Below are 19,406 nucleotides of genomic sequence, written 5' to 3' on the forward strand. Positions count from 1 at the left end.
GGTCCAGCACATTTAAGTACTGGACCAAGTTTCATGATCAAGAGACAATCTTTAAGCCGATGATGCTTCCAACAATACAGCAGATGAAAAAAAGCCTTTTTACATCCTTTGTTTCATTGAAAAAAATCATCCCCATGAGCACAGCACCTGCAGAACCGATGCCGGTCCAAATCCCATAGCCTGTGCTTACGGGAATATCCAGCAGGGATAGAGACAACAGGTAAAAGCTCATGGCTCCCGCTGTGAAACTGATCAAGGAAGGGACAAATCTTTTATATCCTTCTGAAAGCTTCATGAATGTCACCATGATCACTTCGGAGAACCCTGCAAAGATGAGAAACACCCAAGCCATCAGTAGCCACCCCCAGTATCTGTTTCTTCTTTATCACTCATCTTTAGTCCAATGACTCCAAAAATGAGTAAAGAGATGAATGCAATCTTCAATATACTCATCCCATCATTCAAGAACAGCATACCAACCACAGCCGTGCCTGCTGCACCGATACCCGTGAAGACGGCATATGCTGTCCCGATTGGCAGGAGTCTCATTGATTGAGAAAAAAAGTAAAAACTCACTAAAATGAGGAATGCCGTAATGATACTGGGCACCGGTTTTGTAAACCCTTCTGAAAGGGATAATCCGGTTGCCCAGCCAATTTCAAGAATTCCCCCAATAATCACATATAGCCAGCCCATGATGCTACTCTCCTTTTCGGCTTGATATTCCAAGTGCATAAACTTTCCAAGCCGATTCGATTCGTTGTTGAAATATTTCATCCGTGTAATAGTGATGCTCCAGAAAGACACCGTCAACCAGACATAAAAACGACGCCACAAATTCATCCTCCGTGACCCCTTGAAACATTTCTTGGTTAACGCCTTCCTTGTATACCGAGACTAAGATGGATGTGGTAACCTTTTCGAAGTGAATGAATTGCTCCTGTATTAAATCCTTAAACTGTTCAGGAGGAAAGAATGTTACCCTTTTCCACAGTAAAGCTTCTTTCGTTGTCATCAAACGGTGACAGAACAAATCGAAAAGCACCTTGATATTTTTAAGGGGTTCTTGATGATTCATGGTACCTTCCGCTTTTCTGTACGCTGTCACTTCTGATACAATCAAGTCCTCTATTACTTCGATAAAAAGATCCTCTTTACTGCGAAAATGATTATAAATAGAAGGTTTTTTAATTCCGACCTCCTTTGCGATTTCTGCTAAAGATGTATCTTCATAGCCCTTTTGACCAAATAAATCCAGAGCCACATTTTTTATCAGCCGCTTATTATCATTCACGATGATCCCTCTCCCTTAAACTAACTAACGGTCGTTAGTTTAATTATAAAACCCATTTCAGCAAAATGCAAGTAACAAAATGGTCACTCTTTAATAATACACTCGAATGATCACCCTATCCCATACATATAACCTTCTGTTGATTTTAAACGGGGGGAAGGGGATTCGCATGAAAATCTTATGGTGGAAAACGACGATTCTCAGTGTATTGGTTTTAACGCTGGTGTGTTTATTGATTTTGAAAATAGTGGTTAGTACGAAGGGTGACTGGGTAGTAATCGAAGAGAAGTACTTTCCCGCAAGAGATGGACACGGTCCGTTAGGAATCAAGACGGGGAAACAACTTAACCCCCCACAAAATGGTTCCTCATGTGCCATGAAATTTGATAATGGTCATACGTATTCAGTGGATTGCGAAGAATATCTTGATTACAACATCGGGGAGGAGGTCAGAATAGTCTCGATTGATAATAATGAGGTAAAACTAAGAAGGAAGTAATTGTGTTAGGATAAAACCATAATACTGAAAACAATTATGATAGGAATGATCATGCATATGACGAAAAGGGACCTTGTGCAATATTTTATTGTTAATAAAGATTTATCGATGTCGAAAGGGAAGACCGCTGCTCAAGTGGCACATGCCGCCACATTGAGTACATTGACGATGATGTCAAAGGATTCTCCTTTCCAAAACAGGCAGGCGGATTTTATAGAATGGGTGCAGACGGGCATGAAAAAAGTGGTTTTAAAGGGGAAAACAGCAGAACTGGAGAAGTTAGAGAAGAAAGGATATTTCAGCATACATGACAGTGGGTTAACTGAAATAAAAGAAGGGTCCTTGACTGTAACAGCACTACCTCCGATGGGAAAAGATGAAGCTAAGGAAATGGTCGGTCATTTGTCTCTATTAAAAGATTAGATCAACGTATGTCAATACATACCGTTATAAACCGTTGCCAATATTGCAAAAAAGCTGATCAGATGAGGTTCTGATCAGCTTTTCTATAGAGATAAGCGTTTATTTTAATGTATCTAGATACGCATAATATGCGGCTAGTTTTTCATTGTTGTTGGCAGCTTTACCGTTTCCCTTTAATGATTTACCTATTGCAAAGTATTCTTTATGAACAGGTAAGACATGAACGGTAACAGCTGGTCGGCCTCTATGCCTGAAACCCTTAGGTACGTGAAGCATGGAAAAACGTTTCATAAGTTTGCCTCCTTTAAGGAGAGAGCCATTCTACCCATCTAGTACTATTTAAGTAGAATCTATGATTGTCTAACGATAACATATATGATTACTTGACTCAACTTTCTGATATTATATACAATTATCAGATCAAACTATTTGTAAAGTACCCCCATGAAGGAATGGATGGATTCGTATTTTATAGTGAAGATGATGGATCATCTTTCAGCGCATTCAGATTTTAACAACTTTGGGAGGTATTTATAAGTATGAATATAGACGAAGTACTAGAAGATACCATAGAACTTGGACAAGAAGATATCAATCGCCCCATCTATCGCGTCGACATCGATAAACTATTAGAAGTAACAAGTGATATATAAGAGGAGTTCCATATAGAGAAAATGAAGAAGGCAGCTCCTATAGAAGGGACTGCCTTTTTCATATTCCAAACTGATTTTGCCCGATGTTCAGTCGTGTCTTTTATGTTTATTAAGTAATTCCTTCATCATATTGATGATGGTTGCTTTCTCACTCTTATCGAATGTGCGGGTCCATCCAGATAGAAGGGTTTCCTCTTCAGTTGACAGGTCTCGTTGCAATCCATCTACGAAAATTTCTTTGATTTCGTCTGTTCCATATTTAGGGTTTATCGTTTCATGTCTCATCGATTTACCTCCTTGCTTCTTCTTCTTCCTTATTTTCCCCAAGTCAAATAATTCAAACATCTTAGTGCTTTCGAAGTGTTATGCGATGAAGGGTTTAAGGGAAGAATAAAGAAAAAAAGTATAGGAGATTCTTATGTCGCTCCCTCTCTTTATTACCGTATTGATCATGTTGATATACATTTCTCTCTTTATGAAGAAGAAACTAACATTTACTGCTAACTTCATTCAATTTATGGTGTTATCCATTATTTCCACTAATTATATTACCATTATGACGAATAACCTAGAATGGATGAACACTTCCGTGGATGTCACTCAGTTCATCAGTCTGCTCATTAACCGGGAATGTATTTTACCTTTGGTGGGTGTGATCATGGTGAATGGGTACTTGAATTATAAAAAGAGAAGCGAAAAAATGCTTTGTTATATAAGTCTTTTGTTTTTTATCAGTGTATTGGACGTCCTTCACCTGTATTTTCAATCTCTATCCTATCCGGATTGGAGTCTTTTTAATACAGTCATCGTCAATGGGGTGTATTTAGTATTCTGTATATGGATGGGGAAGGGACTATACTATTTCCAGAAGAAGGAGGAGGGAAGGCATGGACAGGGTATATGAGAGATCCTTTGATTTGAATGAATGGTTCATCATCATTAGTCTGGTCGGTCTTCTTTTGTTGATATGGGTAACTCCAAAAATCTTCTCTTTCCTTGAAGGGACGAGTTATTTCATTTATGGAATATCCGTGGGCATGTTCTATGATCATACCATCAGCATCCCGCCATGGGACTTTTATGATGTAAACGATAGTTCTGCCTATCAGGGGATAGATTTTATCAGTTATATTATGTATGGACCCTATAGTTATTTTTTTATTTATATCTATCGTAAACTGAGAATTACGGGGATTATGAACCTTGCATACATATTGATCTGGACCGCGTTCTCCCTCTTAATGGAGTGGTTTACAGTGAAGATCGGAATCTTCCACTTTGACAAGGGATATAAGATGTATTGGTCCATCCCTATCTATATGGCAGTTCAAAGTATTCAACTTCTAGTTCATCATCAAATAAGAAAAGAAAGCCAATAGTTTTCAAATAGAAAGAGGTTGGGACAAATATGTTTAGTAAAAAGAATATCCGAACGATCATTCGAAATTCTTTTTTGAAAATCGAAATCGTTCGGATTGATCGTTTTTGATTTAGTGAGTAGTGGTTGATTTCCGCTCCAGGTGCTCGCTTTCCGCGGGGCGTGAGTTGAGCCTCCTCGGGCTTTGCCCTGCGGGGTCTCAACTTTCCCGCGTTTCCCGCAGGAGTCGAGCACCTTCCGTTCCAATCAACTTCCGAAGCGTAAGTCTTTTACTAAACATTGTTATGTCGAGATTGCTTTCCATTGGATACACTAACTCACTAACTCTTTTTCTATGAGTTGCAGTGACTGATGACCGTTACTTATACAAATTCTCTTTCTAACCTAAGTGAATGACTCATTCTGCGCCGACACATCCCAAATGATCGAACATTCGAAAACTATAGTCTGTACATGAAATGGCCCTTATATTATTGCTAAAGCAGATTCAATGTATATATCAGGATCAGCTATTGATTGAGTGCAAGACGAAGACTCCTACGGGAAAAGCGGAATAGGTGAGACCCCGCAGGAGCGAAAAGCGACGAGGAGGCTCGCCTTCCGCCCGAGGAAAGCGAAGTCTTGCACGGAAATCAATAGCGTTGAAGCAAGCAAGCCCAACTAATTTTTGATTGTTCATCTTTAGAGGAAATGGATTTAGTTGTGTCCCAGCCACGTTTTTAGACGGAGAGGACCACTTCGTATTGAGTGAAGCCGATATCTTCCAGAGCTTTTTTCAGGCTTGCGCTTGTTTTCAGATCCTCAAAAGTAATGCCGAGGTTCCCCAGTGTATGAGCCACTTCTGGCCGGATACCGGTTAAGACGGATTGAACACCCATCATTTTTAGCGCATAGATGATTTGATAAATATTATGGGATACCATCGTGTCCATGATGGCAACACCGGAAATATCTATAAATAGATAGTCTAATTGAAGATCAGAGCTTTTTTTCAACGCCGTTTCCATGATGGCATTTGCTCTATCGGTATCAATTTCCCCGATAAGGGGCAGAATCGCAATCTTCTCTGCGATGGGTACAACCGGGGCCGAGAGTTCATCCATGGCAGTGTGGATGAGGGCGATCTGATCCTTTTGCTGAGTGCTGGATAATTCGTTTAACAGGTACGCAATTTCATCAAGAATGGGATTGATTTCTTTATTTACTTGAAGCATAAGGGAGGCTGAGATTTGATTATCCTTCAATTGATCAATGAATATATCCCAAATGGCAGTACGGAAACCTGATAGGGTTTTTAGGGCTTCATTGAGAGGTATTCCATTCTCAAGAGCCGCTTTCCCCACTTTATCAGTCCATTCCTTTACTCTTAATGATGATTCTACTTTGTCATCGTACAAAGATTGTCCGAGGATTTCGATTAATTGCTTGCGCCATTCGGTGACTTGTTCCATCTTCAGTCCCGATAACGTAAGCTGATCAGAAAAATTCTGTTCCTGGTAGCGAATAACACCTTGAGCGATTTCGGATTTATGGGAAACAATTTGTTTCCCAAAATAAAATAATTCGTCTCTCATTTTCTTCAGCCAACTCCTTATACTGCATGTGTATTTATTCTATTACGAAATAATCACTATTAATGGTAATATAGTATATCATAGAATCTGATGAAATTATACTTTTCTCTAAAGAGGAACATCCCGTTCAGGCATATGAGGAGAAACTTTTTTTTGATTATATTATAGTAAAAGGGAATTGAAATCCGCCTATGACGAGGGGTGATTTACTTGCGGATCATTTTGTTCGATGGCATATGCAATTTTTGCAATAATAGTGTCCGGTTTATCATCAAGCGTGATGCAAGAGGGGCATTTCGATTTGCCTCGCTACAAAGTGAGACAGGACAGAAGTTATTAGAGAAGCATAACATACCTAAAACGACGGACAGCTTCGTATTGGTTGATGGGGATCATGCTTCCATTGAATCAACAGCAGCCTTGAAAGTATGTTCTAAACTGATTTGGCCATGGAAAATTTTCGGTCTGTTTCTCGCCATTCCGAAGCCTTTAAGAGACAGCATATACAGGATTATTGCAAGAAATAGATACAAATGGTTTGGGAAACAGGAATCATGCATGATTCCCTCAAAGGAAATTCGGGAACGATTCATAGAATAAGCACAATTGAACTGGGAAATAGGATGAGGAAAAGAATCACACAAATTGAATAGACCCTGGACGAGTTCCAGGGTCTATTTCCCAATTAAACAATAAAAGTCTTACTCATTTTGAATCGTTTTAACGGACACCTTTCTTCCTGAACGGGGTCCATCGAATTCACAAAGGTATATACCCTGCCAAGTCCCCAAAAATAGATCACCATTTGACACGATGATTGTCTGACAATGGCCGACGGTACTGGTTTTCAAATGCGCAGCTGTATTTCCTTCACCATGAAGATCTGACGTGTGGTTCCATGGGTAAAGTTCGTCTAATCGGCGAATGAAGTCGGTTTTCACATCGGGATCGGCATTCTCGTTTACCGTGATACCGGCTGTTGTGTGTAAGGACTGCACCGCCACAAGACCTTCTGTCATTCCAGACCGGCTAATGATGTCTTGTACGTAACGAGTAATGTCGATCATTTCATCACGCTTCTTGGTATCAATGGTTAATGTTTTAATCATAATTAAACCCTTCCCTTATTAGACCTATTCGTTTACATTCCACAATATGTCCAAGTTAAAACCTGTTTTTATTAAGGGGGACACGGCCGATGACGTTGGCCACATTGTCCTCACCTATTTGTTCTAACGTAATCTCCGTTACCTCCGTATGATAGCTTTCCCTCCAATCCTTATACTTTTTAAGGGCAGTGATATATTCTTCTCTGTTTCCTGGCCGTCCAAGTGTGATGTGGGGCGAGTATGTAAAATGGGGATCCCGATAAGGCGCCAGTATTCCTTTATACAACTCATCATGTAATTCTATAAGAAAGTCGTTGCCTTTTTTTACATTCAAGAATAAAAATTCCCCGCCGAAACCTGTCACATCCTTTAAGGTCAGGCTGAATGGAGAAATATGCTTCGCTACTGATTCTATATGAGCCAGGATTTCACTTTGGGGAATAAAAGATTCAAAAGGAAAAACGAGTGTAATGTGGGGAGGGATTTTATCCGACAGAGGGTCATATCGGTTTCTGATCTCCTGGATTTTCTCAACTGAATGAAATGAAGGGAAGATATGGATTGCTCTTTTCATCATGATGCTCCTTTACTGGCAAGGTGATTCTTGACTTTCAATGATTGTATACGATGTGCGATCGAATGATGCCCTGAAACATCTTCCTTCTTTTGTTTTATAGAGAGCCTTATAGATTTTTCCTCGGCTCTTTGTGGTATGGGTCTGAATGATTCCCACAACGGTCGAATCCGGTGCCACCGTACGAATGGAGGATTGAATACTGCTGTGCAAAATACTCCGTTTGTATCCGTATACCACAATGACAAAAGCTATAAGAAAGATGAACACCCACCTTAATCCCATTAATAAAAATGTCTTTTTCACGATTCAGCCCCCATCTCCCTTATAGCTATTTCTTTCATTTTTTTCGAATGCTTCCCTAACGTAACTTTTCAAATAGACGCTTGGCCAGAGATAGGGCTGCTTCATTATCTCCATGGAGACAAATCGTGTCTGCCTGGATGGGTACGGTTTTCCCATCAATGGAGATCACCTCTTGTTTTTCTACCATCCGAAGAACTTGACTTTCCACTTCATCCCCGTCATGAAGGACAGCATGAGGAAGAGAGCGGGGAGTTAATGTACCATCGGATTGATAGGCACGATCGGCAAATACTTCATGTGCCACATGCAAGCCGACTTCTTCACCAGCCCTTGTAAGTTCACTTTGGGACAGGCCGAATAAAGTGAGGGTGGGGTCAAGGTCGTAAACGGCTTCAGCAATCGCTTTAGCCAATGTGAAATCCTTTGCAGCCATATTGTATAAGGCTCCATGTGGTTTTACATGTAAAAGTTTCCCGCCTTGCGATTTTATAAAAGCATATAATGCCCCTATCTGGTATTGAATGAGAGCATAAGTCTCTTCAGGCGAGATGTGCATCATTCTTCTTCCAAATCCCTGGATGTCTGGCAGCCCGGGATGCGCCCCCATTTTCACTTGATGCTTCAATGCGTTTGCAACAGTTTGTTTCATCACCAGTGGATCTCCCGCATGAAAACCGCAAGCGATATTGACGGATGTAACATAGTTCATCATTTCTTCATCTTTTCCTATCGTATATGCACCAAAACTTTCCCCTAAATCACAATTTAAATCAATTTTCATTTTTTCATCCTTTCGAGCATGAGAATGTATTGTAACATTCTGAATTCTTCTTCATGATATCATAAAAGTATGTCCATTTGTCTGTTCGGGAAACAGTCTGTTAATAAAAACATGAATTTTCTCATCAAATTTTAATCTTGTTTTAATTGAGTTCACTTTTTCAGGCGTTACAATGAATCTTGCTTATGAATAAGGATTTATCACTCCCTAAACAGAATGAAAGTGGGGTAGCTTTCTAATCTGTTTAAATCTTTATTATGTAAGACCCATTCTAATTTCTTTCCTTTGAAGACAAAAGCCTTGCTGAAGCTTTTGTCTTCTTTTTTTGTATCTATAGAATCAAAAAAATAGACAGGGAAGTTGTTCTCCGCCTGTCAGTGGTTATGTTGCCCGTTATTGGGTTTTAGTTTCATTTTATAGAGCCATTCTTTCATTTTTCCTGCATTTCTTTTCCTCTCTGGCCGATTCTCCATAATCCTGGTTCGTAACAGGTAATAAACCAATTCTTCCGACAGGACGATAAGGATAAAGAAAGAAACAATCACCACGATCCAAGTCATACCTTTCTCCCCCTTTTGCTTTCTAACTATGTTTATGGATATATCTACCACATTATGAAGAAAATGAAACATTATATGGAATAACAAACAGAGTAATGCAGATGATTATAATATAATTATGTAAATTGGTTTATCTCTTAATGAAAACTCACCTTTTTCTCATTTTATTTTAATGATACAGGAGGAAAATGAGGGTAGTGATAAAAGGGAGGTTAGAACCATGTGGATTCGAATTATTCCTATTTTATTTTTCAGCTTTACGGCAATAACATTAATGACGTATCAAGGCATTGAAATATTCCATGCCCTAAACGATTTTATTTTCAACAAAAATAAATTAAAATAAAGGGTATTAAGATTTAGAGCAGGTGATTGTGTGAAAAGAATCTTAGTCATTGAAGATGAAAAAAATCTATCCAGATTCATTGAATTGGAACTGAAATATGAAGGATACGAAGTCGGCCTGGCCTATGACGGGAGAGATGGTCTCGATCAAGCCCTAAACGAAGAATGGGACATCATCCTCCTTGACCTGATGCTCCCCGGATTGAATGGATTGGAAGTGTGCAGAAGAATCAGGCAGGTCAAAGCCATCCCGATCCTGATGATTACGGCAAGGGACAGCGTAATGGACCGGGTATCAGGGCTTGACAGCGGGGCGGATGATTACATCGTCAAACCCTTTGCTATTGAAGAGTTGTTAGCAAGGCTAAGGGCTGTGTTCAGGCGCGCCGTAAAAGAGGAAGCTACACAACAGACCACGTTTCATTATCGGGATATCATCGTATACAAGGAGTCCAGGCAAGTTTTTAAGCTTGAAGATGAAATTGACGTAACCAAACGGGAGTATGACCTTTTACTTGCTTTTTTAGAGAACAAGAATATTGTGTTGACCCGTGAAGTCCTCCTCAATAAAGTATGGGGTTACGACACTGAGGTAGAAACGAATGTTGTAGATGTCTACGTAAGGTACTTAAGGAATAAAATAGATTCTAAAGACGAAGAGAGTTATATCCAGACCGTCCGTGGGACCGGCTATGTGATGAGAACATGAATACATTCATCAATCGCCTTAAGCCTTCTTCCCTTAAGGTGAAGTGGGCATTAGCAGCCGGGTCAGCTATATTCCTTGCCTTTTTTTTATTCAGTTTTTTTCAATATCATGCCATTAATAAATGGATGATTGATGAAGAAGAAAGTAATTTCGGCCGGGTCTTGGATGAAATTACTGTCTTCTTTAAACAGAGAGGGAACGATATCCAACTCCAGGACATTTATGATAGCCGGGATCTAATGAAACAAATAGCCGAAAAAGACCAGACGATACGGATATTGGATCGTCATGGGGAACAAGTATTGGAAATCAGGGGTGAAAATGAGTCTGCCTTCTATGTACCATTTCAACCTGTCAAAGATAAATCCGTGGAACTTATAGAATCTGAAGGAAAGAAAATGCTCATTGGGCGTTCACCCATCAAATCAACTCGATTTAATGGATATGTAGAAATCATACAGCCATTGAACCGTTATGAAAACATCATGAAAAATCTTTTTTGGATGATGACAATTACGGGTATCCTTGCTCTTCTGATTAGTGCGGTCATAGGTTATTCTATGGCGAAAAGCTTTGTCCGCCCATTGAATAAACTTTCTGAAACAATGAGGTCCATCGAAAGAAAAGGATTTCACGAAAGAGTAGAGATTGTTAAGGCCCATGATGAAATCAGTGACTTATCTCAGATCTTTAATAAAATGATGAGTCAGATCGAAAAATCGTTTCAACAGCAACAGCAATTTGTGGAGGATGCTTCACATGAATTGAGAACACCCATTCAGGTACTTGAAGGGCATCTTGCATTATTGAATCGTTGGGGGAAAAAGGATCCAACCATACTGGAGGAGTCTTTACAAGTATCATTAGATGAACTTGAGAGAGTGAAGCGGCTTGTAGGTGAATTGTTGGAGCTTTCCAGAGCGGACCGGGAAAAATTCGATTTGGAAAATGCCAGGGCAAATGTTCAGAAAATAGTGGATAAAGTGATGAGGGACTTTAGGTTTCTTCATCAGGAATACACTTTTTCTTGTTTTGATGATTTAAACCACGAAGCGGTGGTAACCATCATGCCGAGGCACTTGGAGCAGATCATGATCATCCTGTTGGATAATGCCGTGAAGTATTCTGATGAACACTCGACCATAGAAGTGAAGCTAATGGACTCTCAGGAAGACGTTATCATCGAAGTCAAGGATGAGGGGATTGGTATTCCTGAAGAAGATCTTCAGAAAATATTTGACCGCTTTTATCGTGTGGATAAAGCAAGAAGCCGCGAGAAAGGTGGATACGGGCTGGGGCTCGCCATCGCTTCGAAGTTGGTCCAAAACTATGAAGGTGACATCACGGCCAGTGGAAACCATCCTGATGGGACCGTCATTCGCCTATCCCTTAAACAAATCCATTGAATTTACAGATAGACGTCTCAATATTTTTCTGAGACGTCTATTTCTGTGTACTGCATGTCAATGCTTTTAGGGATTTTCAGTTCCAGGATCCCTTCTTTATATTGAGCGACAGCACCTTTTTTCTTTACCAGACAAGGGAGGGTGATCACTTGTCTTTCCTCACAGCCGGGTATGTTCTCAATGATTGCCTGATTTGACGTGTGAAAAATCTTCAGATGCTTCATCCACTCCTCATTCGGTACCTGGAAACGAATATAGATATCTTCAAAGGTTTCGAACACACTGGTAGGAATGGCGGAAGTAGATCTGGATTCTTCCTCGCGTTTCGTTTGCTGCCCCTGATTGCCCATCGGATTCATAAAGGATTGTGCCCCATTCATCATATCATTCGGATTCATCATGCTATCCCAACCGCCAGGAAACATCTTTTTCATCATTCCTTGAATATAGTTATCCATTTCTTTAGGGTTCATTTGATTCATTTGATCTTTCATGTTTTTATTGAAAGGGAATAAACTCCATGGGAAAATGTGAACCACCTCACTTTAAACATAGTAAATAACCCTTTTGTTTCCTTCTGGTTCTATCCTATGCATTGGGTGGGCGATGAGTTCATTTTTGGAGATGCAAGAGGATGTTGCGACTGAAAAAGCTTTGTCTATGACTCTATGAACATAGAACTAAACAAAAAATCGTAGAAAATGACAAAAAATATTTGGTTTTTTTAGGTAACAGTAGTAAGATGGTTTATGAAAAAAGTACCCTGACATAGGGATACAAGAAGGTGAAAGAGAAAGCGCTTAATAAAATATTATTTCAGAATAGTCGTTATACGGAAAGGTTTTCATGTAAAATATTATGGGAATATAAGTAATATTCGCATTATACGTACGGAAAACAAAATTTTGAGAAATTTGTTATAAAGACTTTATCTTACTACTGCACAGTGATAAAATATCCTTGTAAGCGTTTTTATGTATTAAAAATTACTATTCTTGCATAATGAATACCGTTGATTAAATTGTAAGAATACATGATACCCAAATTATACTAACTGGCAAAATAGTTGGAGGTTTTTCACAATGAAAAAGCAATCTGCAAAAGGGGAACCGTGGCAATCATTTTACGGACCAAACCTTGGTTATGTAATGGAGGTTTATGAACAATTCCTTGAAGATCCATCAGAAGTAGATCCTGAATTAAAGGAATTATTCGAACAATGGGGGCCACCCACCGTTGAAGACGTAAAGGTGATCGCGAGCGCCCAACACGGTGATTCATCGTTTACACTGCCCGAACAGCCTACTGCATTGAGTAAAATGGTGGCTGCGGTTAAATTAGCAGATAATATTCGTACATATGGTCACTTAGCTGCGGATATTAATCCCCTGAATGACCGGAATAAGGATACAAGAAGAATTGAACTTTCTGAGTTTAATCTAACAGAAGAAGATTTAAAGCAAATACCTGTTGATTTCTTATGCCCTAATGCACCTTCTCATATAAAAGACGGTCTTCAGGCCATTCAGCACTTAAGACAGGTTTACACAAATAAGTTGGCATTCGAATATGCTCATGTTCATGAGCTTGAAGAGAAAAATTGGTTAAGGGAAAAGATAGAGTCGGAATCCTATTTCCCTCCACTTTCTAAAGAAAAGAAAATTTCGTTATTAAAGCGTCTTGCCCAAGTGGACGGATTTGAGAAATATGTTCATCGTACCTTTGTTGGTCAAAAGCGCTTCTCAATTGAAGGATTGGACACGATGGTTCCATTACTGGACGAGATGGTTCGTTATTCTGTTGAATCAGGTGCTAAAACCGTCAATATCGGAATGGCTCATCGAGGACGTCTGAATGTTTTGGCACATGTCATCGGGAAACCATACGAGATGATCTTCGCAGAATTCCAACACGCTCCGAGTAAGGACTTAATTCCTTCTGAAGGATCAATCGGCATCACATTTGGATGGACGGGAGACGTTAAGTATCATTTGGGGGCAGACCGTGAAATTTCTCCACAGCAGTCACCGACAGCCCGTGCACGGGTGACGCTTGCCAACAACCCGAGTCACTTGGAAGTTGTCAGTCCGATCGTTGCAGGGTACACACGTGCAGCCCAGGAAGTCCGTGAAGATAAAGGCTATCCTGAGCAGTCTCCTGAAGCATCATATGCAGTCATGATACATGGAGATGCTGCCTTCCCGGGTCAAGGTGTCGTTGCCGAAACGTTAAATATGAGTCAACTGCGCGGATACAATACAGGTGGATCGATTCACCTCATCGCCAACAACATGATTGGTTTCACAACTGAAAGCCGTGATTCACGTTCGACAAAGTATGCATCGGATACGGCCAAGGGCTTTGAAGTGCCAATTGTGCATGTCAATGCGGATGATCCGGAAGCCTGTCTTGCTGCAGCAGTCCTTGCCTATGAATATCGTAAAACATTCGGTAAAGACTTTGTCATTGATTTAATCGGCTACAGACGTTTTGGTCATAATGAAATGGACGAACCGATGGTAACGAATCCATTGATGTATTCAGTCATTCAGGATCATCCAAATGTTAAGAAGATGTATGCTGACAAACTCATCTCAGAAGGTATCGTAACAGATGCTGACGTAGAGAAAATGGATACTGAAATCGAAGAAGAATTAAAAGCGGCGTATGAAAAAGTACCTGCCAAAGACGATGATCCCGATACGGTCCTTGCTCCACCAGAGTATGTTGCCAATGGCCTGCCTGAAATCAATACAAGCGTCGATTTCAAAAAGCTTGAAGGGCTGAACAGTGAATTGCTTCAATGGCCTGAAGGCTTTAATGTGTTCAAGAAATTAGAACGTATTTTAAAGAGGCGCAGCCAGGTATTTGAAGGAAAAGGAAAGATTGATTGGGCACATGCCGAGACTCTTGCCTTTGCATCCATCTTAAAGGATGGCACCCCAATACGATTGACTGGTCAGGACTCCGAACGTGGTACATTTGCTCAGCGCCATCTTGTACTGCATGATGAGAAATCCGGAGAAGAATATATTCCTTTACACAATCTTGAAGATAGTCATGCATCGTTTGTCGTTCTTAACAGCCCTCTTACAGAGACTGCGGTTGTTGGATATGAATATGGGTATAATGTCTTTGCTCCGGAAACCCTTGTTCTATGGGAAGCTCAATTTGGTGATTTCTCCAATATGGCACAAGTGATGTTTGATCAATTCATTTCAGCCGGTCGGGCGAAATGGGGACAAAAAACAGGTCTTGTCATGCTCCTTCCCCATGGATACGAAGGACAAGGTCCTGAACACTCAAGCGCTCGTTTAGAGCGATTCTTACAGCTGGGTGGGGAATATAATTGGACAGTAGCCAATTGTTCCACTGCAGGTCAGTACTTCCACATTCTAAGACGTCAGGCAGCCATTTTACAGAAGGAAGAAGTCAGACCTCTGGTTATTATGACACCGAAAAGCTTGCTGCGAAATCAATTTGCAGCGGTCACAGCCGAAGAGCTTGCCAATGGGGAATTCCATTCGGTCCTTGAGCAGAAGGGTCTTGGAGAAAACCAAGATGCGGTTGAGCGCGTTGTATTATGCAGTGGGAAAATGGCAATTGATCTAGAAGAAAAGCTTCAAGATATCGAGGATAAAGATTGGTTACATGTTCTTAGAATAGAAGAAATTTATCCTTTCCCTAAAGGAGACATCACATCTATCTTAGAAAGGTATCCAAACCTCAAAGAATTGGTTTGGATCCAAGAAGAGCCTAAGAATATGGGTGCTTGGACATTTGCAGAATCACGACTTCGTGATATAGCTCCTGACGGTGTGGAAGTGTACTATGTAGGACGTCGCAGACGTTCCAGTCCTTCAGAAGGTGAACCAACTGTACACAAAAAAGAACAATCACGAATTATTAACGAAGCGTTAACTCGATAAGAAAGAGGAGGACATCACAGTGGCAGAAATTAAAGTTCCAGAATTAGCAGAATCAATTACAGAAGGTACGATTGCACAATGGCTCAAACAACCGGGTGATTATGTTGAAAAAGGCGAATATATCGTCGAGCTTGAGACGGATAAAGTAAATGTTGAAGTCATTTCAGAAGAAGCAGGTACGATCCAAGAGCTAAAAGCAGATGAAGGGGATACTGTTGAAGTCGGGCAAGTGATTGCCATTGTTGGTGCAGGAGGAGAAGCTCCGGCCCCTTCCACTTCTGAAGCGAAGGAAGAAGCGCCTGCTTCAAAGCAAGAAGAGAAGGCAGAAAACACATCCGAAGAAGCGCCATCCAAAGAAGACAAAAAGAATCGTCCAATCGCTTCACCGGCAGCTCGTAAGCTAGCACGTGAAAAAGGCATCGACCTTTCTGATGTTCCAACAGATCCCCTTGGCCGTGTGCGCAAGCAGGACATTGAAGCCTACAGCAATAAACCGGCTGAAGCTCCTTCTAAACCTTCTGTGCAAGAGAAGAAGGCTCCTGCTAAGAAAGATGATGGAAAGCCAGTGGTACGTGAGAAAATGTCCCGTCGCCGTCAAACGATTGCAAAACGCTTAGTCGAAGTTCAGCAAACAGCTGCCATGCTGACGACATTCAATGAAATTGATATGAGTAAAGTCATGGAGTTACGTAAACGTAAAAAGGACAAATTCTTTGATGACCATGATGTAAGACTTGGTTTCATGAGTTTCTTTACAAAAGCAGTGGTAGCAGCGCTTAAGAAGTACCCTTATGTGAACGGTGAAATTGACGGGGATGAAATCGTCCTTAAGAAATTCTACGATGTCGGCGTAGCCGTATCCACGGATGATGGATTGGTTGTACCTGTCGTACGTGACTGTGAACGTAAGAACTTTGCAGAAATTGAAGGGGAAATCATGGAACTGGCTACTAAGGCCAGAAACAACAAGTTATCCCTTGGTGACCTGCAAGGAGGATCATTCACCATTACAAATGGTGGGGTGTTCGGTTCATTACTGTCCACACCGATCTTAAATGGACCACAGGTTGGAATTCTTGGGATGCATAAAATCCAACTTCGTCCTGTAGCCATTGATAAAGACACAATGGAAAATCGTCCGATGATGTACATTGCTTTATCATATGATCATAGAATCATTGATGGAAAAGAAGCTGTTGGATTCCTGGCAATGGTTAAAGACTTACTTGAAAACCCTGAAGATTTACTTCTTGAAGGGTAAGCAACTCTGATTGAATAATAATAGATGAATGTTTGGCTGATTCATATGACCCCTTGTGGTATATGAGTCAGCTTTTTTTTCACGTATTTTCACCAAATACATAAAATATGGTTAAATAAAATAAAGTTGCTTTTAGGAAACTTATGGACAATAATCGGAGAGGGTGGGGGAAATGAACGCTTATCACTCAAAAAAAGTGCTTTGGTACTCTTATTTGTTTCATAAGATCGGACTTCTCGATCACAATCAATTTAAGCAAATAGAGGAATATCATGGATTTAAAGTCGTAAAAAGAGACAGACTCAAATGAACTTGAGTCTGTCATCAATTTGTATCTCAGGGGGTGAGATAAGTTGATTTTCAATTTTTTTGTTTATTTAAAGCGTCAAGATTTCCTAAAAGGTTTCAATCCACGGTTACGAATTTCTTTCTTAAGAAGCGATATCCAGTCTTGATCATTCCCTTGTTTCTCAGCATCACGATAAGCTGCCACCAACTGTTCATTACTTAAGATTTTCATGACCAACCTCCCAGGAAATGTATAAAATATAGAATTTTCTATATTTTCTATTTATTCTACATAGAAAACATTCATTTGAAAAGTGTTTTTTCATAATTTCCGTCTAAAGTTGTATTTTTAGTTGTTTTGGTGAATTTGGTTTAAAGAAGACGTTTTTTGTCTATATAATCCGGTTATACCATGTAGGACTTGTTGGATTTTGTCGACAACGGGGCACCGACTATTTAACTTGTTTTTAACAGGTATGTGTTGATTAGTTTGAAAATTTAAATTTTTGTGATAATATACACGCATAAGGAACTGAAATTTCACCTCTTGAATCACTTAGGGTAGGTTCCAATTTATAAGGGGTCATAACAAAGGGGGAAAATCACTTGTCGGAGATTTTACACACTACAGTAGGGGATCTTCTTGAAGAAAAAGCACGCATTCAGCCGGACATTGAAGCGGTTGTCTATGCTGACAGGGGGTTGAGGTGGTCATATCGCGAATTTAACCAATTGTGCAGACAGGCTGCAAAAGGCTTCATGAATCTTGGTATGAATAAAGGAGATCATATCGCCATTTGGGCATCAAACACCCCTGAATGGTTAGTGAGCCAGTTCTCCACCGGGAAAATGGGTGCAGTACTGGTCACAGTGAACACAAATTATCGAAGTGCTGAATTAGAATATTTGCTAAGACAATCTGACAGTCAGACCATTATTTTGATGGAAGAATTCAGAGGTGCGTCATATATAGACATGCTCTATGAAATCTGTCCGGAATTGAAATCTTCCGAGCCGGGGGAATTAAAAAGTGAAAAACTGCCTTTCTTAAAAAATGTGATTGTTTTAGGGAAGAATTCCTATCCGGGTACATATAGCTGGCAGGATATCATGGAGAAAGGGAAAGAAGTGGAAGATAAAGAGCTTGATGAAAGACTTTCCAGCCTATCTCCTCATGATGTCATCAATATGCAATATACGTCAGGGACGACAGGGTTTCCGAAGGGGGTCATGCTCACTCACTCCAATATCGTAAACAACGGGCATAATATTGCCGGATGCATGAGACTTGGTAATGAAGATCGTTTATGCATTCCAGTCCCTTTCTTTCATTGCTTCGGATGCGTGCTGGGGGTACTTGCTTGTGTTTCCGTAGGAGCCACAATGGTCCCGTTACAGGAATTCGATCCCCGTCAGGTCCTGAAGACGGTCCAGGATGAAAAGTGCACAGGCCTTCATGGAGTGCCTACCATGTTCATTTCCGAGTTAAATCTCCCGGATTTCGATCAATATGATCTATCCCATCTTCGCACAGGTATCATGGCAGGCAGTAATTGTCCGATTGAAGTGATGAAAGGGGTCATGGAAAAAATGGGAGCAGATGAAATCACGATTGCATATGGCCAGACTGAGTCATCCCCCGTGATCACCCAGACACGCACCCATGATCCGATTGAATTAAAGGTCGAAACCGTTGGGAAATCCTTGCCGAATGTCGAAGTGAAAATTGTAGAGCCCGGTTCAAATCGGGAAATTCCATATGGAGTCCAGGGAGAATTATGTACCCGTGGATATCACGTCATGAAAGGGTACTATAAGAATGAAGAAGCGACAAGGCTTGCCATTGACGATGAAGGCTGGCTCCATACGGGTGATTTAGCCGTCATGGATGAACATGGATATTGCAGGATAACAGGAAGATTAAAAGATATGATCATTCGAGGTGGTGAGAACATTTACCCGAGAGAGATTGAAGAGTTCCTCTATTCCCATCCTAAGGTGTTGGATGTACAGGTCATTGGGATTCCAGATGAGGTTTATGGTGAAGAGGTCATGGCCTGGATCATTCTGAAGGAAGGACAGACTGCGACTTCTGAAGAGATCAGAGAGTATTGCACCGGTAAGATTTCGCGGCATAAAATCCCAAGATATATTGAATTTACAGATTCCTACCCAATGACTGCCTCCGGTAAAATCCAAAAATTCCGATTAAAAGAGCAGGCGAAGCAAACCGCCATTCAAAAAAAGTAATTAAAAAATTGTAAGCGTTTCCCTGTAAAGTATGAGGATTGGACACAACGAAATCCAGTTCCTCTAA

Annotated in this window: 23 protein-coding genes; 10 read left to right on the plus strand and 13 right to left on the minus strand. The window is 40.5% G+C overall.

The window, feature by feature from the left end; genetic code table 11:
- Positions 1 to 37: 37 nt before the first annotated feature.
- From ACSQ2E_RS10510 to ACSQ2E_RS10520, 3 genes are read right to left on the minus strand one after another with little or no spacing between them, the layout of a single operon-like run.
- On the minus strand, positions 38 to 352 hold the full coding sequence (locus tag ACSQ2E_RS10510; protein ID WP_435990478.1) for a DMT family transporter: 315 nt from the start codon (positions 350 to 352) through the stop codon (positions 38 to 40).
- Positions 352 to 696 carry a DMT family transporter gene (locus ACSQ2E_RS10515; protein ID WP_435990479.1) on the minus strand — a complete coding sequence of 115 codons (345 nt, stop codon included), beginning with the start codon at positions 694 to 696 and terminating at the stop codon, positions 352 to 354. The genes ACSQ2E_RS10510 and ACSQ2E_RS10515 overlap by 1 nt, the downstream gene beginning before the upstream one ends.
- Positions 697 to 700: 4 nt before the next feature.
- Positions 701 to 1,294 (minus strand): TetR/AcrR family transcriptional regulator, encoded by a 594-nt coding sequence (locus ACSQ2E_RS10520; RefSeq protein WP_435990480.1) that lies wholly within the window; start codon positions 1,292 to 1,294, stop codon positions 701 to 703.
- A 169-nt stretch (positions 1,295 to 1,463) separates the two neighbouring features.
- Here ACSQ2E_RS10520 and ACSQ2E_RS10525 point away from each other — a divergent pair, with 169 nt between their 5' ends.
- Positions 1,464 to 1,793, plus strand: coding sequence for a hypothetical protein (locus ACSQ2E_RS10525; protein WP_435990481.1), 330 nt, complete (start codon positions 1,464 to 1,466; stop codon positions 1,791 to 1,793).
- A 51-nt stretch (positions 1,794 to 1,844) separates the two neighbouring features.
- Positions 1,845 to 2,216 (plus strand): aminoacyl-tRNA hydrolase, encoded by a 372-nt coding sequence (locus tag ACSQ2E_RS10530; protein WP_435990482.1) that lies wholly within the window; start codon positions 1,845 to 1,847, stop codon positions 2,214 to 2,216.
- Positions 2,217 to 2,315: 99 nt separating this feature from the next.
- Here ACSQ2E_RS10530 and ACSQ2E_RS10535 read toward each other — a convergent pair whose 3' ends face one another.
- Positions 2,316 to 2,507, minus strand: a complete 192-nt coding sequence (locus ACSQ2E_RS10535) for a hypothetical protein (protein ID WP_435990483.1) — start codon at positions 2,505 to 2,507, stop codon at positions 2,316 to 2,318.
- Positions 2,508 to 2,956: 449 nt separating this feature from the next.
- Positions 2,957 to 3,154, minus strand: a complete 198-nt coding sequence (locus tag ACSQ2E_RS10540) for a hypothetical protein (protein ID WP_435990484.1) — start codon at positions 3,152 to 3,154, stop codon at positions 2,957 to 2,959.
- 133 nt (positions 3,155 to 3,287) lie between these two features.
- On the opposite strand from ACSQ2E_RS10540, the gene ACSQ2E_RS10545 reads away from it, so the two are divergent.
- Together ACSQ2E_RS10545 and ACSQ2E_RS10550 are read left to right on the plus strand one after the other, a co-directional pair.
- Positions 3,288 to 3,773, plus strand: a complete 486-nt coding sequence (locus tag ACSQ2E_RS10545; protein ID WP_435990485.1) for a hypothetical protein — start codon at positions 3,288 to 3,290, stop codon at positions 3,771 to 3,773.
- The gene (locus ACSQ2E_RS10550; protein ID WP_435990486.1) at positions 3,757 to 4,248 is read left to right on the plus strand and encodes a hypothetical protein; all 492 of its coding nucleotides are present in this window, start codon (positions 3,757 to 3,759) and stop codon (positions 4,246 to 4,248) included. Before ACSQ2E_RS10545 ends, ACSQ2E_RS10550 begins: the two co-directional genes overlap by 17 nt.
- A 718-nt stretch (positions 4,249 to 4,966) precedes the next feature.
- On the opposite strand, the gene ACSQ2E_RS10555 is transcribed toward ACSQ2E_RS10550, so the two are convergent.
- Complete coding sequence (locus tag ACSQ2E_RS10555) at positions 4,967 to 5,821, minus strand: STAS domain-containing protein (RefSeq protein WP_435990487.1); 855 nt, start codon at positions 5,819 to 5,821, stop codon at positions 4,967 to 4,969.
- A gap of 210 nt (positions 5,822 to 6,031) precedes the next feature.
- On the opposite strand from ACSQ2E_RS10555, the gene ACSQ2E_RS10560 reads away from it, so the two are divergent.
- A complete protein-coding gene (locus ACSQ2E_RS10560) occupies positions 6,032 to 6,421 on the plus strand; it encodes a thiol-disulfide oxidoreductase DCC family protein (protein ID WP_435990488.1) in 390 nt (129 codons plus the stop codon).
- A 101-nt stretch (positions 6,422 to 6,522) separates the two neighbouring features.
- On the opposite strand, the gene ACSQ2E_RS10565 is transcribed toward ACSQ2E_RS10560, so the two are convergent.
- The 5 genes from ACSQ2E_RS10565 to ACSQ2E_RS10585 all read right to left on the minus strand — a co-directional run bounded on the left by ACSQ2E_RS10565 (position 6,523) and on the right by ACSQ2E_RS10585 (position 9,151).
- Positions 6,523 to 6,930 carry a secondary thiamine-phosphate synthase enzyme YjbQ gene (locus ACSQ2E_RS10565; RefSeq protein ID WP_435990489.1) on the minus strand — a complete coding sequence of 136 codons (408 nt, stop codon included), beginning with the start codon at positions 6,928 to 6,930 and terminating at the stop codon, positions 6,523 to 6,525.
- A gap of 55 nt (positions 6,931 to 6,985) precedes the next feature.
- Positions 6,986 to 7,507: a 2'-5' RNA ligase family protein gene (locus ACSQ2E_RS10570; RefSeq protein ID WP_435990490.1), complete on the minus strand. Its 522-nt coding sequence runs from the start codon at positions 7,505 to 7,507 to the stop codon at positions 6,986 to 6,988.
- A gap of 9 nt (positions 7,508 to 7,516) precedes the next feature.
- Complete coding sequence (locus ACSQ2E_RS10575; protein WP_435990491.1) at positions 7,517 to 7,810, minus strand: hypothetical protein; 294 nt, start codon at positions 7,808 to 7,810, stop codon at positions 7,517 to 7,519.
- Between the two features lie 55 nt (positions 7,811 to 7,865).
- Positions 7,866 to 8,591, minus strand: a complete 726-nt coding sequence (locus ACSQ2E_RS10580) for a LamB/YcsF family protein (protein ID WP_435990492.1) — start codon at positions 8,589 to 8,591, stop codon at positions 7,866 to 7,868.
- A 374-nt stretch (positions 8,592 to 8,965) separates the two neighbouring features.
- Complete coding sequence (locus ACSQ2E_RS10585; protein WP_435990493.1) at positions 8,966 to 9,151, minus strand: hypothetical protein; 186 nt, start codon at positions 9,149 to 9,151, stop codon at positions 8,966 to 8,968.
- Positions 9,152 to 9,527: 376 nt separating this feature from the next.
- Here ACSQ2E_RS10585 and ACSQ2E_RS10590 point away from each other — a divergent pair, with 376 nt between their 5' ends.
- Positions 9,528 to 10,205 (plus strand): response regulator transcription factor, encoded by a 678-nt coding sequence (locus tag ACSQ2E_RS10590; protein ID WP_435990494.1) that lies wholly within the window; start codon positions 9,528 to 9,530, stop codon positions 10,203 to 10,205.
- Entirely contained in the window at positions 10,202 to 11,611 is a 1,410-nt protein-coding gene (locus ACSQ2E_RS10595) for a HAMP domain-containing sensor histidine kinase (RefSeq protein WP_435990495.1), read from the plus strand. Before ACSQ2E_RS10590 ends, ACSQ2E_RS10595 begins: the two co-directional genes overlap by 4 nt.
- A gap of 17 nt (positions 11,612 to 11,628) precedes the next feature.
- On the opposite strand, the gene ACSQ2E_RS10600 is transcribed toward ACSQ2E_RS10595, so the two are convergent.
- Positions 11,629 to 12,093, minus strand: coding sequence for an Hsp20/alpha crystallin family protein (locus ACSQ2E_RS10600; protein WP_435990496.1), 465 nt, complete (start codon positions 12,091 to 12,093; stop codon positions 11,629 to 11,631).
- Positions 12,094 to 12,693: 600 nt separating this feature from the next.
- Here ACSQ2E_RS10600 and ACSQ2E_RS10605 point away from each other — a divergent pair.
- Together ACSQ2E_RS10605 and odhB are read left to right on the plus strand one after the other, a co-directional pair.
- Positions 12,694 to 15,540: a 2-oxoglutarate dehydrogenase E1 component gene (locus tag ACSQ2E_RS10605; RefSeq protein ID WP_435990497.1), complete on the plus strand. Its 2,847-nt coding sequence runs from the start codon at positions 12,694 to 12,696 to the stop codon at positions 15,538 to 15,540.
- A 19-nt stretch (positions 15,541 to 15,559) separates the two neighbouring features.
- Positions 15,560 to 16,801, plus strand: a complete 1,242-nt coding sequence (gene odhB / locus ACSQ2E_RS10610) for a 2-oxoglutarate dehydrogenase complex dihydrolipoyllysine-residue succinyltransferase (RefSeq protein ID WP_435990498.1) — start codon at positions 15,560 to 15,562, stop codon at positions 16,799 to 16,801.
- A gap of 385 nt (positions 16,802 to 17,186) precedes the next feature.
- Here the strand turns inward: odhB and sda are convergent, their stop codons facing one another.
- The gene (gene sda, locus ACSQ2E_RS10615; RefSeq protein WP_034758885.1) at positions 17,187 to 17,321 is read right to left on the minus strand and encodes a sporulation histidine kinase inhibitor Sda; all 135 of its coding nucleotides are present in this window, start codon (positions 17,319 to 17,321) and stop codon (positions 17,187 to 17,189) included.
- 383 nt (positions 17,322 to 17,704) lie between these two features.
- Here sda and ACSQ2E_RS10620 point away from each other — a divergent pair, with 383 nt between their 5' ends.
- Complete coding sequence (locus ACSQ2E_RS10620) at positions 17,705 to 19,339, plus strand: AMP-binding protein (RefSeq protein ID WP_435994495.1); 1,635 nt, start codon at positions 17,705 to 17,707, stop codon at positions 19,337 to 19,339.
- The last annotated feature ends 67 nt before the right edge of the window (positions 19,340 to 19,406 follow it).

Origin of the sequence: Rossellomorea sp. LjRoot5, from assembly GCF_964253455.1 — a bacterium.
In the GTDB taxonomy this organism is placed as follows: Bacteria; Bacillota; Bacilli; order Bacillales; family Bacillaceae_B; genus Rossellomorea.

Coding starts and splice junctions, on each gene's coding strand:
- ACSQ2E_RS10580 (WP_435990492.1), bottom strand. CDS start 8,591: ATGAAAATTGATTTAAATTGTGATTTAGGGGAAAGTTTTGGTGCATAT.
- ACSQ2E_RS10605 (WP_435990497.1), top strand. CDS start 12,694: ATGAAAAAGCAATCTGCAAAAGGGGAACCGTGGCAATCATTTTACGGA.
- ACSQ2E_RS10540 (WP_435990484.1), bottom strand. CDS start 3,154: ATGAGACATGAAACGATAAACCCTAAATATGGAACAGACGAAATCAAA.
- ACSQ2E_RS10600 (WP_435990496.1), bottom strand. CDS start 12,093: ATGAATCAAATGAACCCTAAAGAAATGGATAACTATATTCAAGGAATG.
- ACSQ2E_RS10565 (WP_435990489.1), bottom strand. CDS start 6,930: ATGATTAAAACATTAACCATTGATACCAAGAAGCGTGATGAAATGATC.
- ACSQ2E_RS10570 (WP_435990490.1), bottom strand. CDS start 7,507: ATGATGAAAAGAGCAATCCATATCTTCCCTTCATTTCATTCAGTTGAG.
- ACSQ2E_RS10535 (WP_435990483.1), bottom strand. CDS start 2,507: ATGAAACGTTTTTCCATGCTTCACGTACCTAAGGGTTTCAGGCATAGA.
- ACSQ2E_RS10530 (WP_435990482.1), top strand. CDS start 1,845: ATGCATATGACGAAAAGGGACCTTGTGCAATATTTTATTGTTAATAAA.
- ACSQ2E_RS10550 (WP_435990486.1), top strand. CDS start 3,757: ATGGACAGGGTATATGAGAGATCCTTTGATTTGAATGAATGGTTCATC.
- sda (WP_034758885.1), bottom strand. CDS start 17,321: ATGAAAATCTTAAGTAATGAACAGTTGGTGGCAGCTTATCGTGATGCT.
- ACSQ2E_RS10595 (WP_435990495.1), top strand. CDS start 10,202: ATGAATACATTCATCAATCGCCTTAAGCCTTCTTCCCTTAAGGTGAAG.
- ACSQ2E_RS10585 (WP_435990493.1), bottom strand. CDS start 9,151: ATGACTTGGATCGTGGTGATTGTTTCTTTCTTTATCCTTATCGTCCTG.
- ACSQ2E_RS10510 (WP_435990478.1), bottom strand. CDS start 352: ATGGCTTGGGTGTTTCTCATCTTTGCAGGGTTCTCCGAAGTGATCATG.
- ACSQ2E_RS10515 (WP_435990479.1), bottom strand. CDS start 696: ATGGGCTGGCTATATGTGATTATTGGGGGAATTCTTGAAATTGGCTGG.
- ACSQ2E_RS10545 (WP_435990485.1), top strand. CDS start 3,288: ATGTCGCTCCCTCTCTTTATTACCGTATTGATCATGTTGATATACATT.
- ACSQ2E_RS10525 (WP_435990481.1), top strand. CDS start 1,464: ATGAAAATCTTATGGTGGAAAACGACGATTCTCAGTGTATTGGTTTTA.
- ACSQ2E_RS10555 (WP_435990487.1), bottom strand. CDS start 5,821: ATGAGAGACGAATTATTTTATTTTGGGAAACAAATTGTTTCCCATAAA.